At 33.0% G+C, this 15,508-nt stretch carries 15 protein-coding genes and 1 tRNA gene; 15 read left to right on the top strand and 1 reads right to left on the bottom strand.

Annotated elements, in window-relative coordinates:
* The first annotated feature begins 150 nt into the window (after nt 1–150).
* From OEW74_RS18760 to nadA, 3 genes are all read left to right on the top strand, one after another.
* Nucleotides 151–1,008, top strand: a complete 858-nt coding sequence (locus tag OEW74_RS18760) for a YicC family protein (RefSeq protein WP_074230114.1) — start codon at nt 151–153, stop codon at nt 1,006–1,008.
* Nucleotides 1,009–1,105: 97 nt separating this feature from the next.
* Nucleotides 1,106–1,669: a guanylate kinase gene (gmk, locus tag OEW74_RS18755; protein WP_265429921.1), complete on the top strand. Its 564-nt coding sequence runs from the start codon at nt 1,106–1,108 to the stop codon at nt 1,667–1,669.
* 119 nt (nt 1,670–1,788) lie between these two features.
* Nucleotides 1,789–2,808 carry a quinolinate synthase NadA gene (gene nadA, locus OEW74_RS18750; RefSeq protein WP_265429923.1) on the top strand — a complete coding sequence of 340 codons (1,020 nt, stop codon included), beginning with the start codon at nt 1,789–1,791 and terminating at the stop codon, nt 2,806–2,808.
* 36 nt (nt 2,809–2,844) lie between these two features.
* On the opposite strand, the gene OEW74_RS18745 is transcribed toward nadA, so the two are convergent.
* Entirely contained in the window at nt 2,845–3,030 is a 186-nt protein-coding gene (locus OEW74_RS18745) for a bacteriocin-like protein (protein ID WP_265429920.1), read from the bottom strand.
* 54 nt (nt 3,031–3,084) lie between these two features.
* Between OEW74_RS18745 and folB the strand changes: the two genes are divergently transcribed.
* The 12 genes from folB to OEW74_RS18685 all read left to right on the top strand — a co-directional run bounded on the left by folB (nt 3,085) and on the right by OEW74_RS18685 (nt 15,414).
* Nucleotides 3,085–3,471, top strand: a complete 387-nt coding sequence (gene folB, locus OEW74_RS18740; protein ID WP_265429922.1) for a dihydroneopterin aldolase — start codon at nt 3,085–3,087, stop codon at nt 3,469–3,471.
* A gap of 25 nt (nt 3,472–3,496) precedes the next feature.
* Nucleotides 3,497–4,858, top strand: a complete 1,362-nt coding sequence (locus OEW74_RS18735) for a DUF4403 family protein (protein WP_265429919.1) — start codon at nt 3,497–3,499, stop codon at nt 4,856–4,858.
* 13 nt (nt 4,859–4,871) lie between these two features.
* Nucleotides 4,872–5,381, top strand: a complete 510-nt coding sequence (locus tag OEW74_RS18730; RefSeq protein ID WP_265429918.1) for an RDD family protein — start codon at nt 4,872–4,874, stop codon at nt 5,379–5,381.
* 49 nt (nt 5,382–5,430) lie between these two features.
* Nucleotides 5,431–5,504, top strand: a tRNA-Cys gene (locus OEW74_RS18725).
* Nucleotides 5,505–6,017: 513 nt separating this feature from the next.
* On the top strand, nt 6,018–6,551 hold the full coding sequence (locus OEW74_RS18720) for a glycine zipper family protein (RefSeq protein ID WP_265429917.1): 534 nt from the start codon (nt 6,018–6,020) through the stop codon (nt 6,549–6,551).
* A gap of 53 nt (nt 6,552–6,604) precedes the next feature.
* On the top strand, nt 6,605–8,251 hold the full coding sequence (locus tag OEW74_RS18715; protein ID WP_416207917.1) for an LIC_10190 family membrane protein: 1,647 nt from the start codon (nt 6,605–6,607) through the stop codon (nt 8,249–8,251).
* A gap of 39 nt (nt 8,252–8,290) precedes the next feature.
* On the top strand, nt 8,291–9,361 hold the full coding sequence (aroC, locus tag OEW74_RS18710) for a chorismate synthase (RefSeq protein WP_265429915.1): 1,071 nt from the start codon (nt 8,291–8,293) through the stop codon (nt 9,359–9,361).
* A gap of 18 nt (nt 9,362–9,379) precedes the next feature.
* Complete coding sequence (locus OEW74_RS18705) at nt 9,380–9,943, top strand: thioredoxin family protein (protein ID WP_265429914.1); 564 nt, start codon at nt 9,380–9,382, stop codon at nt 9,941–9,943.
* Nucleotides 9,944–9,953: 10 nt separating this feature from the next.
* Entirely contained in the window at nt 9,954–10,493 is a 540-nt protein-coding gene (locus OEW74_RS18700) for a TlpA family protein disulfide reductase (RefSeq protein WP_265429913.1), read from the top strand.
* A gap of 83 nt (nt 10,494–10,576) precedes the next feature.
* Entirely contained in the window at nt 10,577–10,918 is a 342-nt protein-coding gene (locus OEW74_RS18695) for a YkvA family protein (protein ID WP_265429912.1), read from the top strand.
* Between the two features lie 168 nt (nt 10,919–11,086).
* The gene (gene pyrF, locus OEW74_RS18690) at nt 11,087–12,445 is read left to right on the top strand and encodes an orotidine-5'-phosphate decarboxylase (RefSeq protein ID WP_265429911.1); all 1,359 of its coding nucleotides are present in this window, start codon (nt 11,087–11,089) and stop codon (nt 12,443–12,445) included.
* 149 nt (nt 12,446–12,594) lie between these two features.
* On the top strand, nt 12,595–15,414 hold the full coding sequence (locus tag OEW74_RS18685) for an aminopeptidase (protein WP_265429910.1): 2,820 nt from the start codon (nt 12,595–12,597) through the stop codon (nt 15,412–15,414).
* The last annotated feature ends 94 nt before the right edge of the window (nt 15,415–15,508 follow it).

Here is a 15,508-nt window from a genome sequence, read left to right as displayed (position 1 = left end):
CTGCCATAAAATTATTACTCAATAAAATTTAAACAGGCTCTTAATGGTTCAAATAAATTTAAAATTGTACAATTACAAAGTATGATGTTAAAATTTCATCTTATCACACTATAGACTTAAATGTTTATCTTTGTACGACAATAAAAAACTATGATTTTATCAATGACCGGCTTTGGTAGAGCCGAAAGTGTTTTTGAAGGAAAAAAAATTTCGATAGATATTAAATCTCTGAACAGCAAGAGCTTTGATTTAAATATCAAAATTCCTTTACGTTACAAAGAAAAAGAATTTGAAGTAAGAAAAATTCTCAACGATAGAATCATCCGCGGAAAGGTAGATTGCTACATCAATATTGAGAATCTTGAAGAGACCAATGATGTGAAGATCAATAGAGGTTTAATTGATTCTTACATGAATGAGCTTAAAAATATCGCTTCAGACGGACCTGATTTTGAATATCTTAAAATGGCAGTAAGACTTCCGGATGCGATTACTTCAAGACCCGACGAATTAACTGAAGGTGAATGGGAAGCTTTAGCGAAAATCGTTAATAATGCGGTTGATAAATTCCAAGAATTCAGAAAAACAGAAGGAAAAATTCTTCACGAAGAACTGGAAAGAAATATCAAAAATATAGACAAATATCTTTCAGAAGTTATTCCTTACGAAGAAGTTAGAATTAATTCTGTGAAAGAACGTTACATGAAAACACTGAAAGAGTTTGAAAATGTTGACGAGACACGTTTCTATCAGGAAATGGCCTATTTCACTGAAAAACTAGATATTTCTGAAGAAAAAGTAAGACTTTCTCAGCATTTGAAATATTACTCTGAGGTGATGGAAAATGAAGATTTTAATGGAAAAAAACTTGGTTTTATTTCACAGGAAATCGGAAGAGAAATCAATACTTTAGGCTCAAAAGCCAATCACGCTGAAATTCAGAAATTGGTGGTGATGATGAAAGATGATTTGGAAAAAATTAAAGAGCAAACGTTAAATGTATTATAGTTAAGAGGTTCGTGATACGGGTTTTAGATTCGAAGTTAAAAGGCTGAATCTGAAGACCCGAAACTCAGAACTCGAAACTCGAAACCCGAAACTAAAAATGAATAAAGTCATCATATTTTCAGCGCCATCAGGAAGCGGGAAAACGACATTAGTAAAACATTCTCTCGAAGCAATTCCTGAGTTGGAATTTTCTATATCGTGTACAACAAGACAGCCGAGAGGAAGTGAAGTTCATGCTGTTGATTACCATTTTATTTCGCCTGAAGAATTCAGACAAAAAATTTCTGAAGATGCTTTTGTAGAATTTGAGGAAGTTTATACCGATAAATATTACGGAACTTTAAAATCTGAGGTTGAAAAGATCTGGAATCAGGGAAAAGTTGTTATTTTTGATGTAGACGTAAAAGGCGGAATTTCATTAAAAAAATATTTTGGTGAAAAAGCATTGTCCATTTTTATAGAACCACCTTCGATTGCCGAGTTGGAACGAAGATTGAATTCTAGAGGAACAGATGATGCCGAAACCATAAAAACCCGCGTAGAAAAAGCAGAAGAAGAGCTTACCTATGCGATAGAATTTGACAAAATCGTGATCAACAGCGATTTAGATATTGCAAAAAAAGAAATAGAAAGTTTAATAAAAAGTTTTATCGGAAGTTAAAAGCTGGATGATGGAAGCCGGGTGATGGAAGTTTGAAGATTATAAAAACCAAACGACATCATTACTAGCTTCTAATTTCTAACTTCTAATTTCTAATGAACAAAAACATTGAGGCTGAAATGAGCACCGAAACATTAGAAAAAGCTAAATCTACCCTTCCGGTAAAAGGATTTTTAGATTTGAAAGATATTGATATTCCTCAAGGAGAAGACTTGGTAAAAGCAATTCTCCAACTGAAAGAAGAAAAAAATGCCGTTATTCTGGCGCATTATTATCAACCAGGAGAAATTCAGGATATTGCTGATTTCTTGGGAGATTCTCTTCAATTGGCAAGACAGGCAAAAGATACGGATGCCGATATGATTGTATTCTGCGGAGTACATTTTATGGCGGAAGCAGCAAAAATTCTGAACCCAACCAAAAAAGTTGTTCTTCCTGATACGATGGCAGGATGTTCTTTGGCAGACGGTTGTTCAGGTGAAGGTTTGAGAAAAATGCGTGAGCAACATCCAAATGCTCTAATTGCAACTTACATCAACTGTAACGCTGAAACGAAAGCAGAAAGTGATATCATTGTAACCAGCTCAAATGCTGAAACCGTGATTGAAGCTTTACCGACTGACCGACCGATTATTTTCGCTCCGGATAAAAATTTAGGACGATATTTATCTAAAAAAACTGGTCGTGATATGATCCTTTGGGATGGAAGCTGCATTGTACACGAAGCATTTTCTATGGAAAGAATTGCTCAACAATTAGCCGAAAACCCGGATGCAAAAATGATCGCGCACCCTGAAAGTGAAGAAGCTGTTTTAAAATTGGCTCACTTCATCGGTTCTACTTCTGCTCTTTTGAATTTTGTTGAAAAAGACGATTGTCAGAAGTTCATCATCGCAACCGAAGAAGGAATTCTTCACGAAATGAGAAAACGTGCACCACACAAAGAATTGATCCCTGCTTTGGTTTTTGATGAAAGCTGTAACTGTTCGGAATGTTTTTATATGAAACGAAATACAATGGAAAAATTGTATTTGTGTATGAAATATGAGCTTCCTGAAATTCTAATTGAAGAAGAACTTCGACTGAAAGCTTTGAAACCGATTGAAGCAATGCTCGATCTTTCGAAAAGTATTAAATAATAAAAAAAGCACTGTTTTTCACAGTGCTTTCATTTTTTATTGAGGAAAACAATCTACATGTACCAAAACTCTAGATTTACAGCATTCTGGTAAAGCATGGAAAGCTTTACACGAGCTTGGAAAACCTGGCCCATAAGGTCCGGGAGGACAGTTTTCATTGCAAACTCCGCCACCATTAATCGCTTTTAAATTCCCTCTGTTTAATTTTTTTAGATTTTTCATATTTATTTGATTTGTTTAGTTATTAAATATAATACTTTTGTTTATATATAAAAAATTATGAGTAAGATCTTTTTAGAAGATGTAAAAATTTACGCTTACCACGGCGTTCTTCCTGAAGAAAATATTATCGGAACCTATTATATTTTAAATGCTGAAATTCATACAGATCTATGGGATGCTGCAGCTTCTGATGATTTGAATGATACGATTAGTTATGCAGATATTAATGAAATCATCCATGACGAAATGAAAATTAAATCTAAATTATTAGAGCATGTTGCGGGAAGAATCATCACTAAAATCAACGAAAGATTCAGTCAAATCTCTTATATCAAATTAAGAATTACCAAAACAAGTCCGCCAATGAAAGGCGAAATGAAAGGAGCAAGTATTGAGCTTGAAAAAAGTTTTTTATTAGGTGGAATTACAGAAAATGAGTAATTTTCAATTTTAAAATAAAAACACAGTGAAGGTATTCAAAATATTATTTTTATTGTTTTCTATCGGTATTTTTGGGCAAAACAATACTTCAGGTGATGCTATTTACAATTTTCCGAAAATAAAATCGAGCATTACAATGCCGGTAACTATTCCGTTATCAGAGATCAGCAATATGATTAATGCTTCGGTAAAAGATATGATCTTTCAGGATGACTCTTATACCGATAACGATAATGATCAGTTTAAAGTGAAAGTCTGGAAAACCCGACCAATTCGACTGGTTGGAGATGCCAATCAAAACATTGCAATTGAAGTTCCGTTAAAAATATGGGCAGAAAAAGGCATTGGAACTTTGGGAGTTTACACTTACCAGGAAACAACTTTTGAAACAGTAATGTATTTTAAAACCGCTTTAAGTTTTAAAAATAACTGGACGGTAAGTACTTTTACACAACCCATGGGTTTTAAATGGGTAAAAAAACCTGTTTTAGACTATGGAAAAATTAAGATTCCTATTACTTCTTTGGTTGAAAAAAGCCTGAAAGAACAGCAATACAAATTTTCTAAAACCATCGATCAGCAAATGGCTGAACAACTCAATTTTCAGCAATATGCAGTTTTAGCGTGGAACGCTTTTTCTCAGCCTTTTAATATTTCAGAAGAATATAATACGTGGTTGAAAATTACTCCAATCAATGTTAATATTACTCCGCTTAAATTTTACGGAAATCAAATTGACACCAATATCGGCATTGATATTTTCTCAGAAACTTATACCGGAACAAAACCAGAATCGTCTCAACCTGTAAAAGCGGTGATGAATTTTAATTTTATTCCGCTTTTGGCTGATCAGTTTGTATTGCAGACCACTGCAAATATTCCTTTTTCTGAAGCAACCGGAATTGCAAAAAAAACATTTTTAAATAAAGAATTTGACATCAGAAATTCTAAAGTTAAAATTACGGATATCAAAGTGTATGGAGAAGCCAACCGTATTATGATAGAAGCCGATACAGAAGGTTATGTGAATGGAACGTCTTTTATTTCTGGGATTCCTGTTTATGATGAAGCTAAGAAAAAAATAGTGCTTTCAGACACAAAATTCAAGCTTAAAACATCCAACATTCTTCAGAAATTAGCAACGTCTCTTTTTAAAGGCAAAATTGTAAAGATGATTGAAGATGAATACGGAATTCCCACAAGCGAACTTGAAACATCATCCAAGAAAAGTATTGAAGAAGCTTTTAACAAAGAATATTACAAAGGTTTGAAAATGAGTGGTAAGGTTTTTAATCTAAAACCTCATCAAATTCTTTTAAACGACTCCGGAATCACGGCTGTAATTGATACGAATGCCAATTTAAGATTTACCTTAAAAGGATTTTAAACAAACATAAATTATGAGAAAATATTTACAGATTATTGACAGACACAGAGCAACAAAATGGATGAGGTTTTTTAATATTCTCATTGACAGAGTTGCATTTAATTGTATTTTTTTAATTTTAGGTTTCCTGGGCGGGATATTAGATGGGATTTTTGGAATATATTTTTTTACTAAATTCTTTTATAAGCTTGCAGGATTAGGAAGAGTCGCAGACATTATCATTACTAGTATTATCTTTTTCTTTTATATTTTTTTAATTGAATATTTTACTAAAGGCAGAAGTCTTGGAAAATATATTACCGGAACAAAAGTAATCATGACAGATGGCAATGAACCTACTTTGAGTGATTATTTTATGAGAAACATTATACGATTGGTTCCTTTTGATGCATTATCTTTTTTTGGAGAAAACGGATGGCATGATAGCTGGAGCGATACCAGAGTAATCAACATTAAAAACTATCAGGCTGAAAGACAGACCAAGAACGAAATTGACAACATTGGAATAAAAGAAATTGCATAAAAAATTTGGAGAACATTATAATTTTCCTATATTTGCACCACCTAAAAATGGTGCTTTGGCCGAGCGGCTAGGCAGTGGTCTGCAACACCATCTACAGCGGTTCGAATCCGCTAGGCACCTCCAATCGATCCCTAATCTATAATTAGTTTAGGGATTTTTTATTTCTTAAAATTTCACCTATTCAGCAAACAAAAACAACTCATTGATATTCAAATTAATAAGCTTGTCTTTTTGAAAAGTACTTTTTATAATGAGGGAAGCCTTGACTGTAATACCAAAATCCCGATTTACTGCTACGGTGTTTCAAAAAAGAAGAAATAAAAAAAATAAACAGTAAAGCAAACCCTAATAATATAAAACTTTCGAGTAGTGAAAAATAATCTGAAGTTTCCATTTGGTTAGTTTTTAGTACTATAAATATATGTAAAACAGACGATAACAAAAAATAAATTCTCTACAATCGGAGATTTAAGTTAAAAAGAACAATATAAAAAATGATATTACTCTCCCTTTAATTTTCGTGAAAAGAAAGTTCTTGTAAAATTTTAACACTTCTTTAACTAAACCTTGGCTTCATAATTGAAATTATCATTACAAAGACTTTAAAAGTTTTAATAAAATAGAAAAATTTGAGTTATGAAAAATATAGTTTTAGCAGGTGTAATCTCAATATTTACATTGACCGCCTGTAAGAAGGACGACAATAAAGTGGCTGAAAAAACATTAGAACAGCAGAAACTTGAATTCCAAGCGAGACAGCTTGATATAGAAAAGCAAAAGCTGGCTATTGAAAGAGAAAGATTTGCTTATGAAGCACAAAAAAGAACCGACAGTATAGCTGAAGTTGAAAAAGCTAAAACAGCAGCTGCAGCAAAACCTCAGGTAATTAAAGAAACTAAAACAATATACAGAGATGCTCCGTCTTCAAGCAGCGGAAGTTCTTCTGCAGGAAGCAGTTCTTCACAAGGAACAACCGCTCAGAAAAAAGGGATTAGCGAAGCTGCAAAAGGTACAGCAATTGGTGCAGTGAGTGGTGCTGCGTTGGGAGCTATTGTTAATAAGAAAAACCGTGGTGGTGGTGCCGTTGTTGGTGGTATCATCGGTGGTGCGACAGGTTACACTTTAGGTAGAGCACAAGATAGAAAAAGTGGTCGGGTACAGCCTAAATAATTAAATATTTTCAAAAACATGAAAGATTGCTTATTTTTAAGCAATCTTTTTTTATGTTCCTGATTATATGTTCTTCAATTTTTCTCATAACAACCTTAATGGGTTGGGGAAAACTGATGGAAAATATTTTTGGAAAAAGCTTAAACGGAATTTCAGGGAAAATTTTAACAGGAGTTTTCTCCGTCGGCTTACTATTTACGGTAGTATCATTTTTCGTTCCGCTTAATTTATATGTTGAAATTCCTACAATTTTCATCGGACTCTTTTACTTTTTTAAAGACAAACTCTATCTGGAGTATTTTCACTTTTCAAAAAAAGACTCAGTCATTTTAGGGATTTTAGTAGCTGTAATTTTATTTTCCGCTTCTTTTTATCCTTTTATTTTAGATCATTTCGGGTATTATGTTCCTTCCATTAAATGGCTTACAGAATACGGTTTGGTTAAAGGAATTTCCAATCTTGATCTTATTTTGGGACAAATGTCTGTTTGGCATATTTTTCAGGCAGGATTCAGCAATTTCGCAGACCCATTTTTAAGGCTTAATGCCGTTTTGCTTATTATTTACGGAATTTATATTATCGAAAATAAAAGTTGGATTCAACTGATTTTCATTCCGGTTTTCCTTATTTTTTCGCAATCTCCAAGTCCGGATTTGCCAGCAATTGTATTTTCTTTAATTATTCTGAATGAAATTTTATCCGGCAACAAAAACCTTGCTTTCTTATTTGCATTTTCTGTTTTTACATTTACGATAAAGCCAACCGTTATTTGGCTACCGATTTTTATTCTGTTCTACTCTATTTTCGTTTCCGGATTTCGGTATAAAAAACTTATTTTAGGTTCATTTATTTTTCTTTTATTCATCATAAAAAACATCTGGATATTTGGTTATCCCATTTTCCCCTTAACTTTTTTCGACTTAGGAATTTCATGGAAACCCAATCCTGAACTACTAAAAGCATCATCTGAATTTGCGATTGTAAAAACTTTTGACGAGCAATATTCTTATGCGGAAATTTTAAAATTCGCATGGTTTGATTACATTAAAAACTGGCTTTTCTTGAATGGAATTAAATCGGCAATTAACATTTCGTTTGTAGTAAGTTTAATCGGGTTTATCATCTTTTCTATTATTAAAAAAAATAAAATCACCAGTTTAATTTGTATTTCTATATTGGTAAAAAGTCTTTTAATTTTATCTTTTTCCGCGCAGTACCGATTCTTTATTGATGTATTTTTCGTTCTATTTTTTGTAGTTTTTTTCAACAGTTTAAATAAGAAAAATGCGCTCTTCATTTCTTCGGGTTTAGCTCTCATTTTTATGGGTCTTTTTTCATCCCCCAAACTCGTTCAGCAGCTTATTCCGAGTTTTAAATTAAGCAGAAATTTGACTCCGTTTGAAAAAAATCAACTTTTAAAACCTTCTAATTACGAATACAATCAATATAATTCTTTTAAAATAAGAGATCTTAAATATAATGTTTCAAAAAAATATACTTTTAGTTTTGACACTCCTATTCCTGCAATTTCAGAAAGCTACGTTTTAGATTATCAGAAATTAGGAATATTTCCGCAACCTATTGATAAAAACAATTTAAAAAAAGGATTTATATGGAAAAAATTGAATACTGAAGAAAAAAAAGAGCTTGATAAAACAATAGAAATCATCAAAAAGAGCTATCTACAAACCGATTACTAAAGACTTTATTATCTGAATAAAAAACGGTAATTTTGTACTATGTTCAATACTTTAGGTAATCTTCTCAGCCTAACCACGTTTGGCGAGAGTCACGGCGCTGCTTACGGCGGAATCATCAATAATTTTCCGGCAGGTCTGGAAGTCGATTTTGAAAAAATTCAATATGAGTTGGATCGTAGAAAACCAGGTCAGTCAGCAATCGTTACCCAACGAAAAGAAAGCGATACTGTACAATTTCTTTCCGGCATTTTCGAAGGAAAAACTACCGGAACTCCTATTGGTTTTATGATTGAAAACGAAAATCAGAAATCAAAAGACTATGACCATATTGCGAATTCTTATCGCCCGAGTCATGCAGATTTTACGTACGATCAAAAATTTGGCATCAGAGATTATCGCGGCGGCGGAAAATCTTCTGCAAGAGAAACCATCAATTGGGTGGTTGCCGGAGCTTTAGCAAAACAACTTTTAAAAGATATTGAAATTAACGCTTACGTTTCTTCCGTGGGCGAAATTTTCTGTGTAAAACCTTATCAGGATTTAGATTTTTCTAAAATTGAAAGCAATGAAGTACGTTGTCCTGATGCTGAAACGGCAGAAAAAATGATTTCAAAAATTAAAGAGATCAAAAAAGAAGGCAATACAATTGGCGGAACCATTACTTGCGTGATCAAAAATGTACCTGTAGGAATTGGCGAACCTGTTTTTTCTAAACTTCAGGCTGAATTGGCAAAAGCAATGCTTAACGTTAATGCCTGCAAAGGTTTTGAATATGGAAGCGGATTTTGTGGTGCAAAAATGACAGGAAGCGAACATAATGATCAGTTTAACACCGATTTTTCTACAAAATCAAATCTTTCAGGCGGAATTCAGGGCGGAATTTCTAACGGAATGGATATTTATTTCCGGGTAGCTTTCAAACCTGTTGCCACTATTTTAAGACCTCAGGAAAGTGTTGACAAAGACGGAAATGCTGTGACTGTTGAAGGAAAAGGCAGACACGATCCTTGCGTTGTTCCAAGAGCCGTTCCTGTGGTAGAAAGTTTAGCCGCATTTGTTTTAGCTGATCTATTTCTAATCAACAAAACACGAAACCTTAATCAATTTTAAATTTAATTTTTAGTAATCATGAAAAATTACTGGGATAAAGCCATATCTTTTGAAGAATATCTTCAAATTGCACATCAAAGACTCGAAAACCCTCCAACTCCACAAGATGCTGAATATAAAATGTATTACGAGCTTGGAATTCAGAGGATGGACAGAACTTTGAAAAAATTCGTTATCGATGAAGAGCAAATCAACGAGCTGAAATCTAAAAATTTCAACGGAAAAATTTTAATTATTTCTGAAGCTTGGTGTGGTGATGCAAGTGCTACAGTTCCTGCTTTGGCAAAGTTTTTTGAAGGACATAATGAAGTAAAAATCTTCCTGAGAGACAGCGATAAAAGTTTAATCAATCAATTTTTGACGAATGGTACAGAATCTATTCCGAAAGTGATTATTTTAGACGAAAACTTCAATGTAAAAAATTCTTGGGGACCACGTCCGAAATTTGGGCACGAATTATTATTAAAATTTAAAGCCGATCCGGAATCATATCCAAGAGAGAGTTTTTACAATGATCTGCAGGTTTATTATTCCAGAAACAGAGGGAAAGATGCCATTCAGGAAATTTTAGAATTACTATAAAATAAATACTATGAAAAAACTGGCTATTTACGTTGTTGTTCTCGTAGTTTTAGGTGTTATTTTTTTCGTTCCCGGAATACGAAATTATCTTAAAGATCAATTTTTCCCGATTGCTACGATAGAAAATGCAGTACACATTAGTGAAGAAGATTATGATGTAGATTTACAAGGAATCAATGTTCCAAGTACCAATCTGAAAAACTTCAAAAACAAGCCTGTTTTTCTGAATTTTTGGGGAACATGGTGTCCACCATGTAGAAAAGAATGGCCATCCATACAAAAATTGTACGACCGAAGAAAAGAAAATGTAGATTTTGTTTTAATTGCAATGAAAGATGAGGAAGCAACCGTAAGAAAGTTTTTGAAAGAAAATAATTACACCGTTCCTGTCTATATTGCGCAAAGTCCGATCTCTGAAAAGATACTTCCGAAAGCCTTTCCTACTACCTTTCTTTTAGACAAAAACGGAAGAATTTTAATCAAGGAAGATGCCGCAACTGATTGGGATGCAGAATCTATCCACCAGTTTATTGATAACATTGTTAAGTAAACTTTAACTAAAATTTAGATTGAGTTGGTATAACTTTTGCGAAATTTACAGAGTTGAAAATTATTTTAAAAACAAGCACAAACATGAAATATTCAAAACTCAACTTAGCAAAAGAAGCTATTGCCCACAAAGGCTTCCTAAAAAAAATTCCGGACATCTTCAGAATGGTGAATATGTGGAGAAAAGGTACATACCCAGTAAAATCGATGGATCTTATTTTACCATTAGTAGGTCTTCTTTACGTAATCTCTCCTATTGATATCATTCCCGACTTCATTGTCGTTGCGGGAGTTCTGGATGATTTGGCTGTCTTATCTTTAGCTATTCCAAAATTAATAAGGGAAGTCGATAAATTTCTTCTTTGGGAAGCTGAACAGAAATACAGTACAAATGGCGCAAAAGTAATTGACGCAGAAATCGTTTAAATAATTAATAACATCCTTTCGGGGATGTTTTTTTATGAAGAATGAAATGTAAATTCAATTCATTCTCTATTTTTTTAAGTTTAATTCTTCACTTATGACGCAAAATTCATGATTGACAATTGACTTTAACATCAAATCCTTAAATTTGCACAATCTAATAAAAAATTAATGGAAAGTAAGAAAGAATTCTTTTTGGAATGTTACAAACTGGGCATCATCAAATTTGGAAGATTTACATTAAAAAGCGGTATCGAAAGTCCGTTTTATGTAGATTTAAGACCTTTAGCATCAGATCCTAAAATTTTAAAAAACTTAGCCAATTATTTACTGGAAATGCTTCCTTTGGATAATTTTGATTTGATTTGCGGAGTTCCTTATGCTGCACTTCCAATGGCTACAGCAATGTCTTTGGAAAGCTATATTCCATTAATTATAAAAAGAAAAGAAGCAAAAAACTACGGTACTAAAAAATTAATTGAAGGAATTTACCAGAAGGGGCAAAACTGTCTTTTGGTAGAAGATGTCATCACTTCCGGAAAATCTTTGATAGAAACCATCGCTGAAGTTGAGCAGGAAGATTTGAAAGTTGCCGACATTGTGGTTGTTTTAGACAGAGAACAAGGCGGAAAACAGCTTTTGGAAAGCAAAGGTTTCAGAGTTCACACTTTATTTAACATCTCTGAAGTTTGTACAATTTTACAGGAAGAAGGTGAATTGAGCGATGAAGAAGTAAAAAGAATTCAGGACTTTTTAAAAGGAAATCATATTCAGTTTGAAGAAAAGAAAAGACTTTCTTATCAGGAAAAATTTGAAAATGCACAGCATTCTGTTTCAAAAAAGCTGTTAGAAACTGCTTTAGCAAAAGAATCTAACTTAATTGCTTCAGCTGATGTAACGACTACTCAGGAATTATTGGAACTGGCTGAAAAAGTTGGACCAAATATTATTGCTTTAAAAACGCATATCGATATTATTTCAGATTTCGATTATCAAAATACAATCGTTCCTTTGAAAGAACTGGCTGCAAAGCATAATTTCTTATTAATGGAAGACAGAAAATTTGCCGACATCGGAAACACTCAGGAATTACAGTTCACAAGTGGAGTTTTCAAAATTACAGATTGGGCAGATTTCGTAACGTCTCAGGTAATTGGCGGTTTCGAATCTTTAGACTGTTTCAAAAATGTAGGCGTTGTGGCGATTATCGGAATGTCTTCAAAAGGAACTTTAACGACAAATAGCTACAGAGAAGAAGCTTTAAAAGTAGCATTATCTCATCCTAATGTAATTGGTGGAGTGTCTCAGAATGCACTTCCTGAAGAGATTTTACTATTTACTCCAGGTGTAAATTTAGCAGATTCAGGTGACGGAAAAGGTCAACAGTATAATACTCCGAAACATGTTTTCAAAACGCTTCACACCGACTTCATTATTGTAGGAAGAGGAATTTACAAATCTGAAGATCCTGCAGAAGCTTCTGTTACTTATAAAAATGAAGGCTGGAACGCTTATCTCGCTTCATTATAAAATAAATAATTTACGATTTGCTCTCATTCATTTGGGAGCAAATTTTATTTTAAAGAATTCCCAAAATATTTATTTTTTTAATAAATCTTAACTTAAAATCATAAAGAATTATACCTAAAATAAGCTATATTTGATGCTTTATCAGGACATTGAAAAAGTTTAGCATTGGTCTTTTTTTGATTTGGGGAGTTGTACAGGTTTCTGCACAAAAAGATAGCATTTCCATTCATGCAAAATTATCGCAGGACAGGAAAACGCTTGTGGTTAATCAGGAAATTGTATATCATAACCATTCCGATAAAGATTTAACCAAAATAAAACTTCTCAACTGGATTTCTGCCTACAACAAAAGAGGTACTTCTCTGGTTTACAGAAAACTGGAAGACAGAAACAACAGTCTTCACTTTGCAAAACAGGAAGAACTTGGAAAAGTTTTAGAATTAAATATAAAAAATTCGGGAAACCAACCTGTTCCGGTAAAGACTATTTCTGACGAGAATTTATTTCTTTCTTTGAATGAAAATTTAGAACCCGGAAAAAGTATCAAGTTGCAGTTACAGTATAAAATGCAGCTTCCTGATAAAAAATTCACAGGTTACGGAACTTCTGAACAAGACATTGCTTTAAAATATTTCTTTATTGTTCCTGATCATTTTGATGTTGATAATATTTCTAAAAGAGACTATCACGACATCGAAGAATCTGTTAATTTCAACACCTATTGGTCGGTTGATTTTGATGCACCTTCAAATTCTTTTATTCAAAGTAATCTTCAGCAGATTCAGCCTAACTTATTTAAAGGATATTTAGATTCAGATCCTGAATTTATTATTTCTAAAAATGCTTATCCTACAATAAAAATCAATACAGAAGATATTAAAACTGAAATAAAATTTGGATACAATATCACCAAACAGGAAATTCAGAACCTCGAATTTTACCTTCCTTTGCAACTGAAATTCATCAAAGATAAAATTGGTTTCATTCCGGAACAACTTTTTATTTCGGAAAAATTCAGGGCAAAAGAAGACTTTTTCGGGAATAATGATATTAAATTTTGGAAATTCAGGTTTAAATTATTTTCGGATGCAGAAAATACCGACTTAGATTATTTCGGAATTATCTCAAAAAAAATTCTTGACGAAAGTATTATTACCGATAAACAGGAAAATCACTGGTTTAAAAATGGTTTAAAATCATATCTTGAAATTCAGTATCTGAAAAAATTCTACGGAGAAACCAAACTTCTCGGGAACCTTCCTGAAAATAGTATTTTAGGAGTTAAACCTTTGAAATTATTTCATGCTTCAAGAGTGAAATTGCTTGACCGATACGGTTTGGCTTATCAATACATCATGTCTCAGAATCTCGATCAGAAAATTGATGAACCTTTTGCGGTTTTGAGTAATTTTAATGACATGGCGATCAGCAGCTTTGAAACGGGAAGCCTTTTCAGTTATTCTGCCGATAAAATGGGTGAAGAAAAATTTAATCTTCTACTGAAAAATTACATCGCTGAAAATACAGACAAACAGGCTTATCCTGAAGATTTTTTAGATCAATTGGCAAAAGAAGAAACTTCAACGTCTTATTTAAAAGGATTTTTGAAACAGAAAAACAGAGTTAATTTCAGGCTTAAAAATTTTAGAGTAAATAACGATTCTCTTGATATTAAAATCGTAAAAAATACAGACGAGGCAATTCCTGTAAAGCTTGAAACTCAAACCAAGAGCGGAGAAAAAACTTCTTACTGGATTGAAACTGAAGAAAACGAAAGACTAAAAACAGTGAGTCTTCCGTCTGAAGATATCTACAAAATCACTTTAAATAACGATTACATATTTCCGGAAGCGAATTACCGCGATAATTTTCTTTACACCAAAGGATTATTTTCGAATGCCAAAAAGATTAAATTTAAACTCATCAAAGACATTCCGAATCCTGAGTTTAATGAAATATATCTGAACCCAAGAATACGTTTCACCAATACTTACGACAAATTTTTGATTGGTCTTAACTTTAAAAACCAATCACTTTTTGATCAGAAATTTTTGTATTCATTAACGCCGTCATTCAGTACAGGAACGGGCAAAATGACAGGTTCCGGCGCAGTTTCCTACTCTTTTTTGCCCGCTGAAAGTGTGATTCAGAGATTGACCTTTGGAGTTTCAGGATCATATTTTCATTATGATTATGATTTAGCGTATCAGAAAAATTCACTGTATTCGAATATCAGTTTCAGAAAAAATCCGAGAAGTACGGTAAGCCGTGGTTTAGGAATTTCTTATACTTATTTTGAACGTGATCTGAGTGCAAAAATGATTGCCAATCGTGATTATGATAAATATAATCTTTGGACGGTCGGTTATGGCTACACCGATAATCAGATGATTCACGAGAAAAGCTTCAGCTTGAGTACTCAGGGAATGGAAGATTACAATAAAATTACGGCAGAAGGTTTTTACAGATGGGAATTTGCACCAAGACAAAAGCTTAGTTTAAGACTTTTCGCCGGATATTTTGTGAGAAATGAAACCCGAAACAACACTTTTAATTACGGAATTTCAAGGGTTTCAGATTATTCTTTTTCATACAATCTTTTAGGGCAAAGTGCATCGAGCGGAATCTTATCGCAGCAGTTTATTTTAGCTGATGGTGGTTTTAAATCTTTTCTACCGGGAACGGTGAATCAGTGGATTACTTCTTTCAATGTAGATTCCAGCGTTTGGAAAATTTTCCACGTTTATGCAGATGCAGGTTTATATAAAAACAAAAATAATCCGACACAGTTTATTTGGGACAGCGGTGTAAAAGTTCGTTTAATACCAGATTTTCTTGAAATTTATCTTCCGGTACAGTCTTCTCTAGGTTTTGAGCCCAGTTTTAAAGATTACGGAAAAAGAATACGTTACACTTTGGTTCTGAATCTGAATACAATTATTAATGCCGCAAGACGAGGTTGGTATTAAAAACAAAAAAGAGCTGTCTGATGACAACTCTTCTCTTTTAAAATTATTTTTTCTTAGAGCCTGTTTAAATTTTATTGAGTAATAATTTTATGGC

This window comes from Chryseobacterium sp. YIM B08800, from assembly GCF_026163565.1.
GTDB lineage: Bacteria > Bacteroidota > Bacteroidia > Flavobacteriales > Weeksellaceae > Chryseobacterium.
The sequence above is the reverse complement of the archived record's forward strand: the minus strand, read 5'-3'. Positions and strand labels throughout refer to the sequence as shown.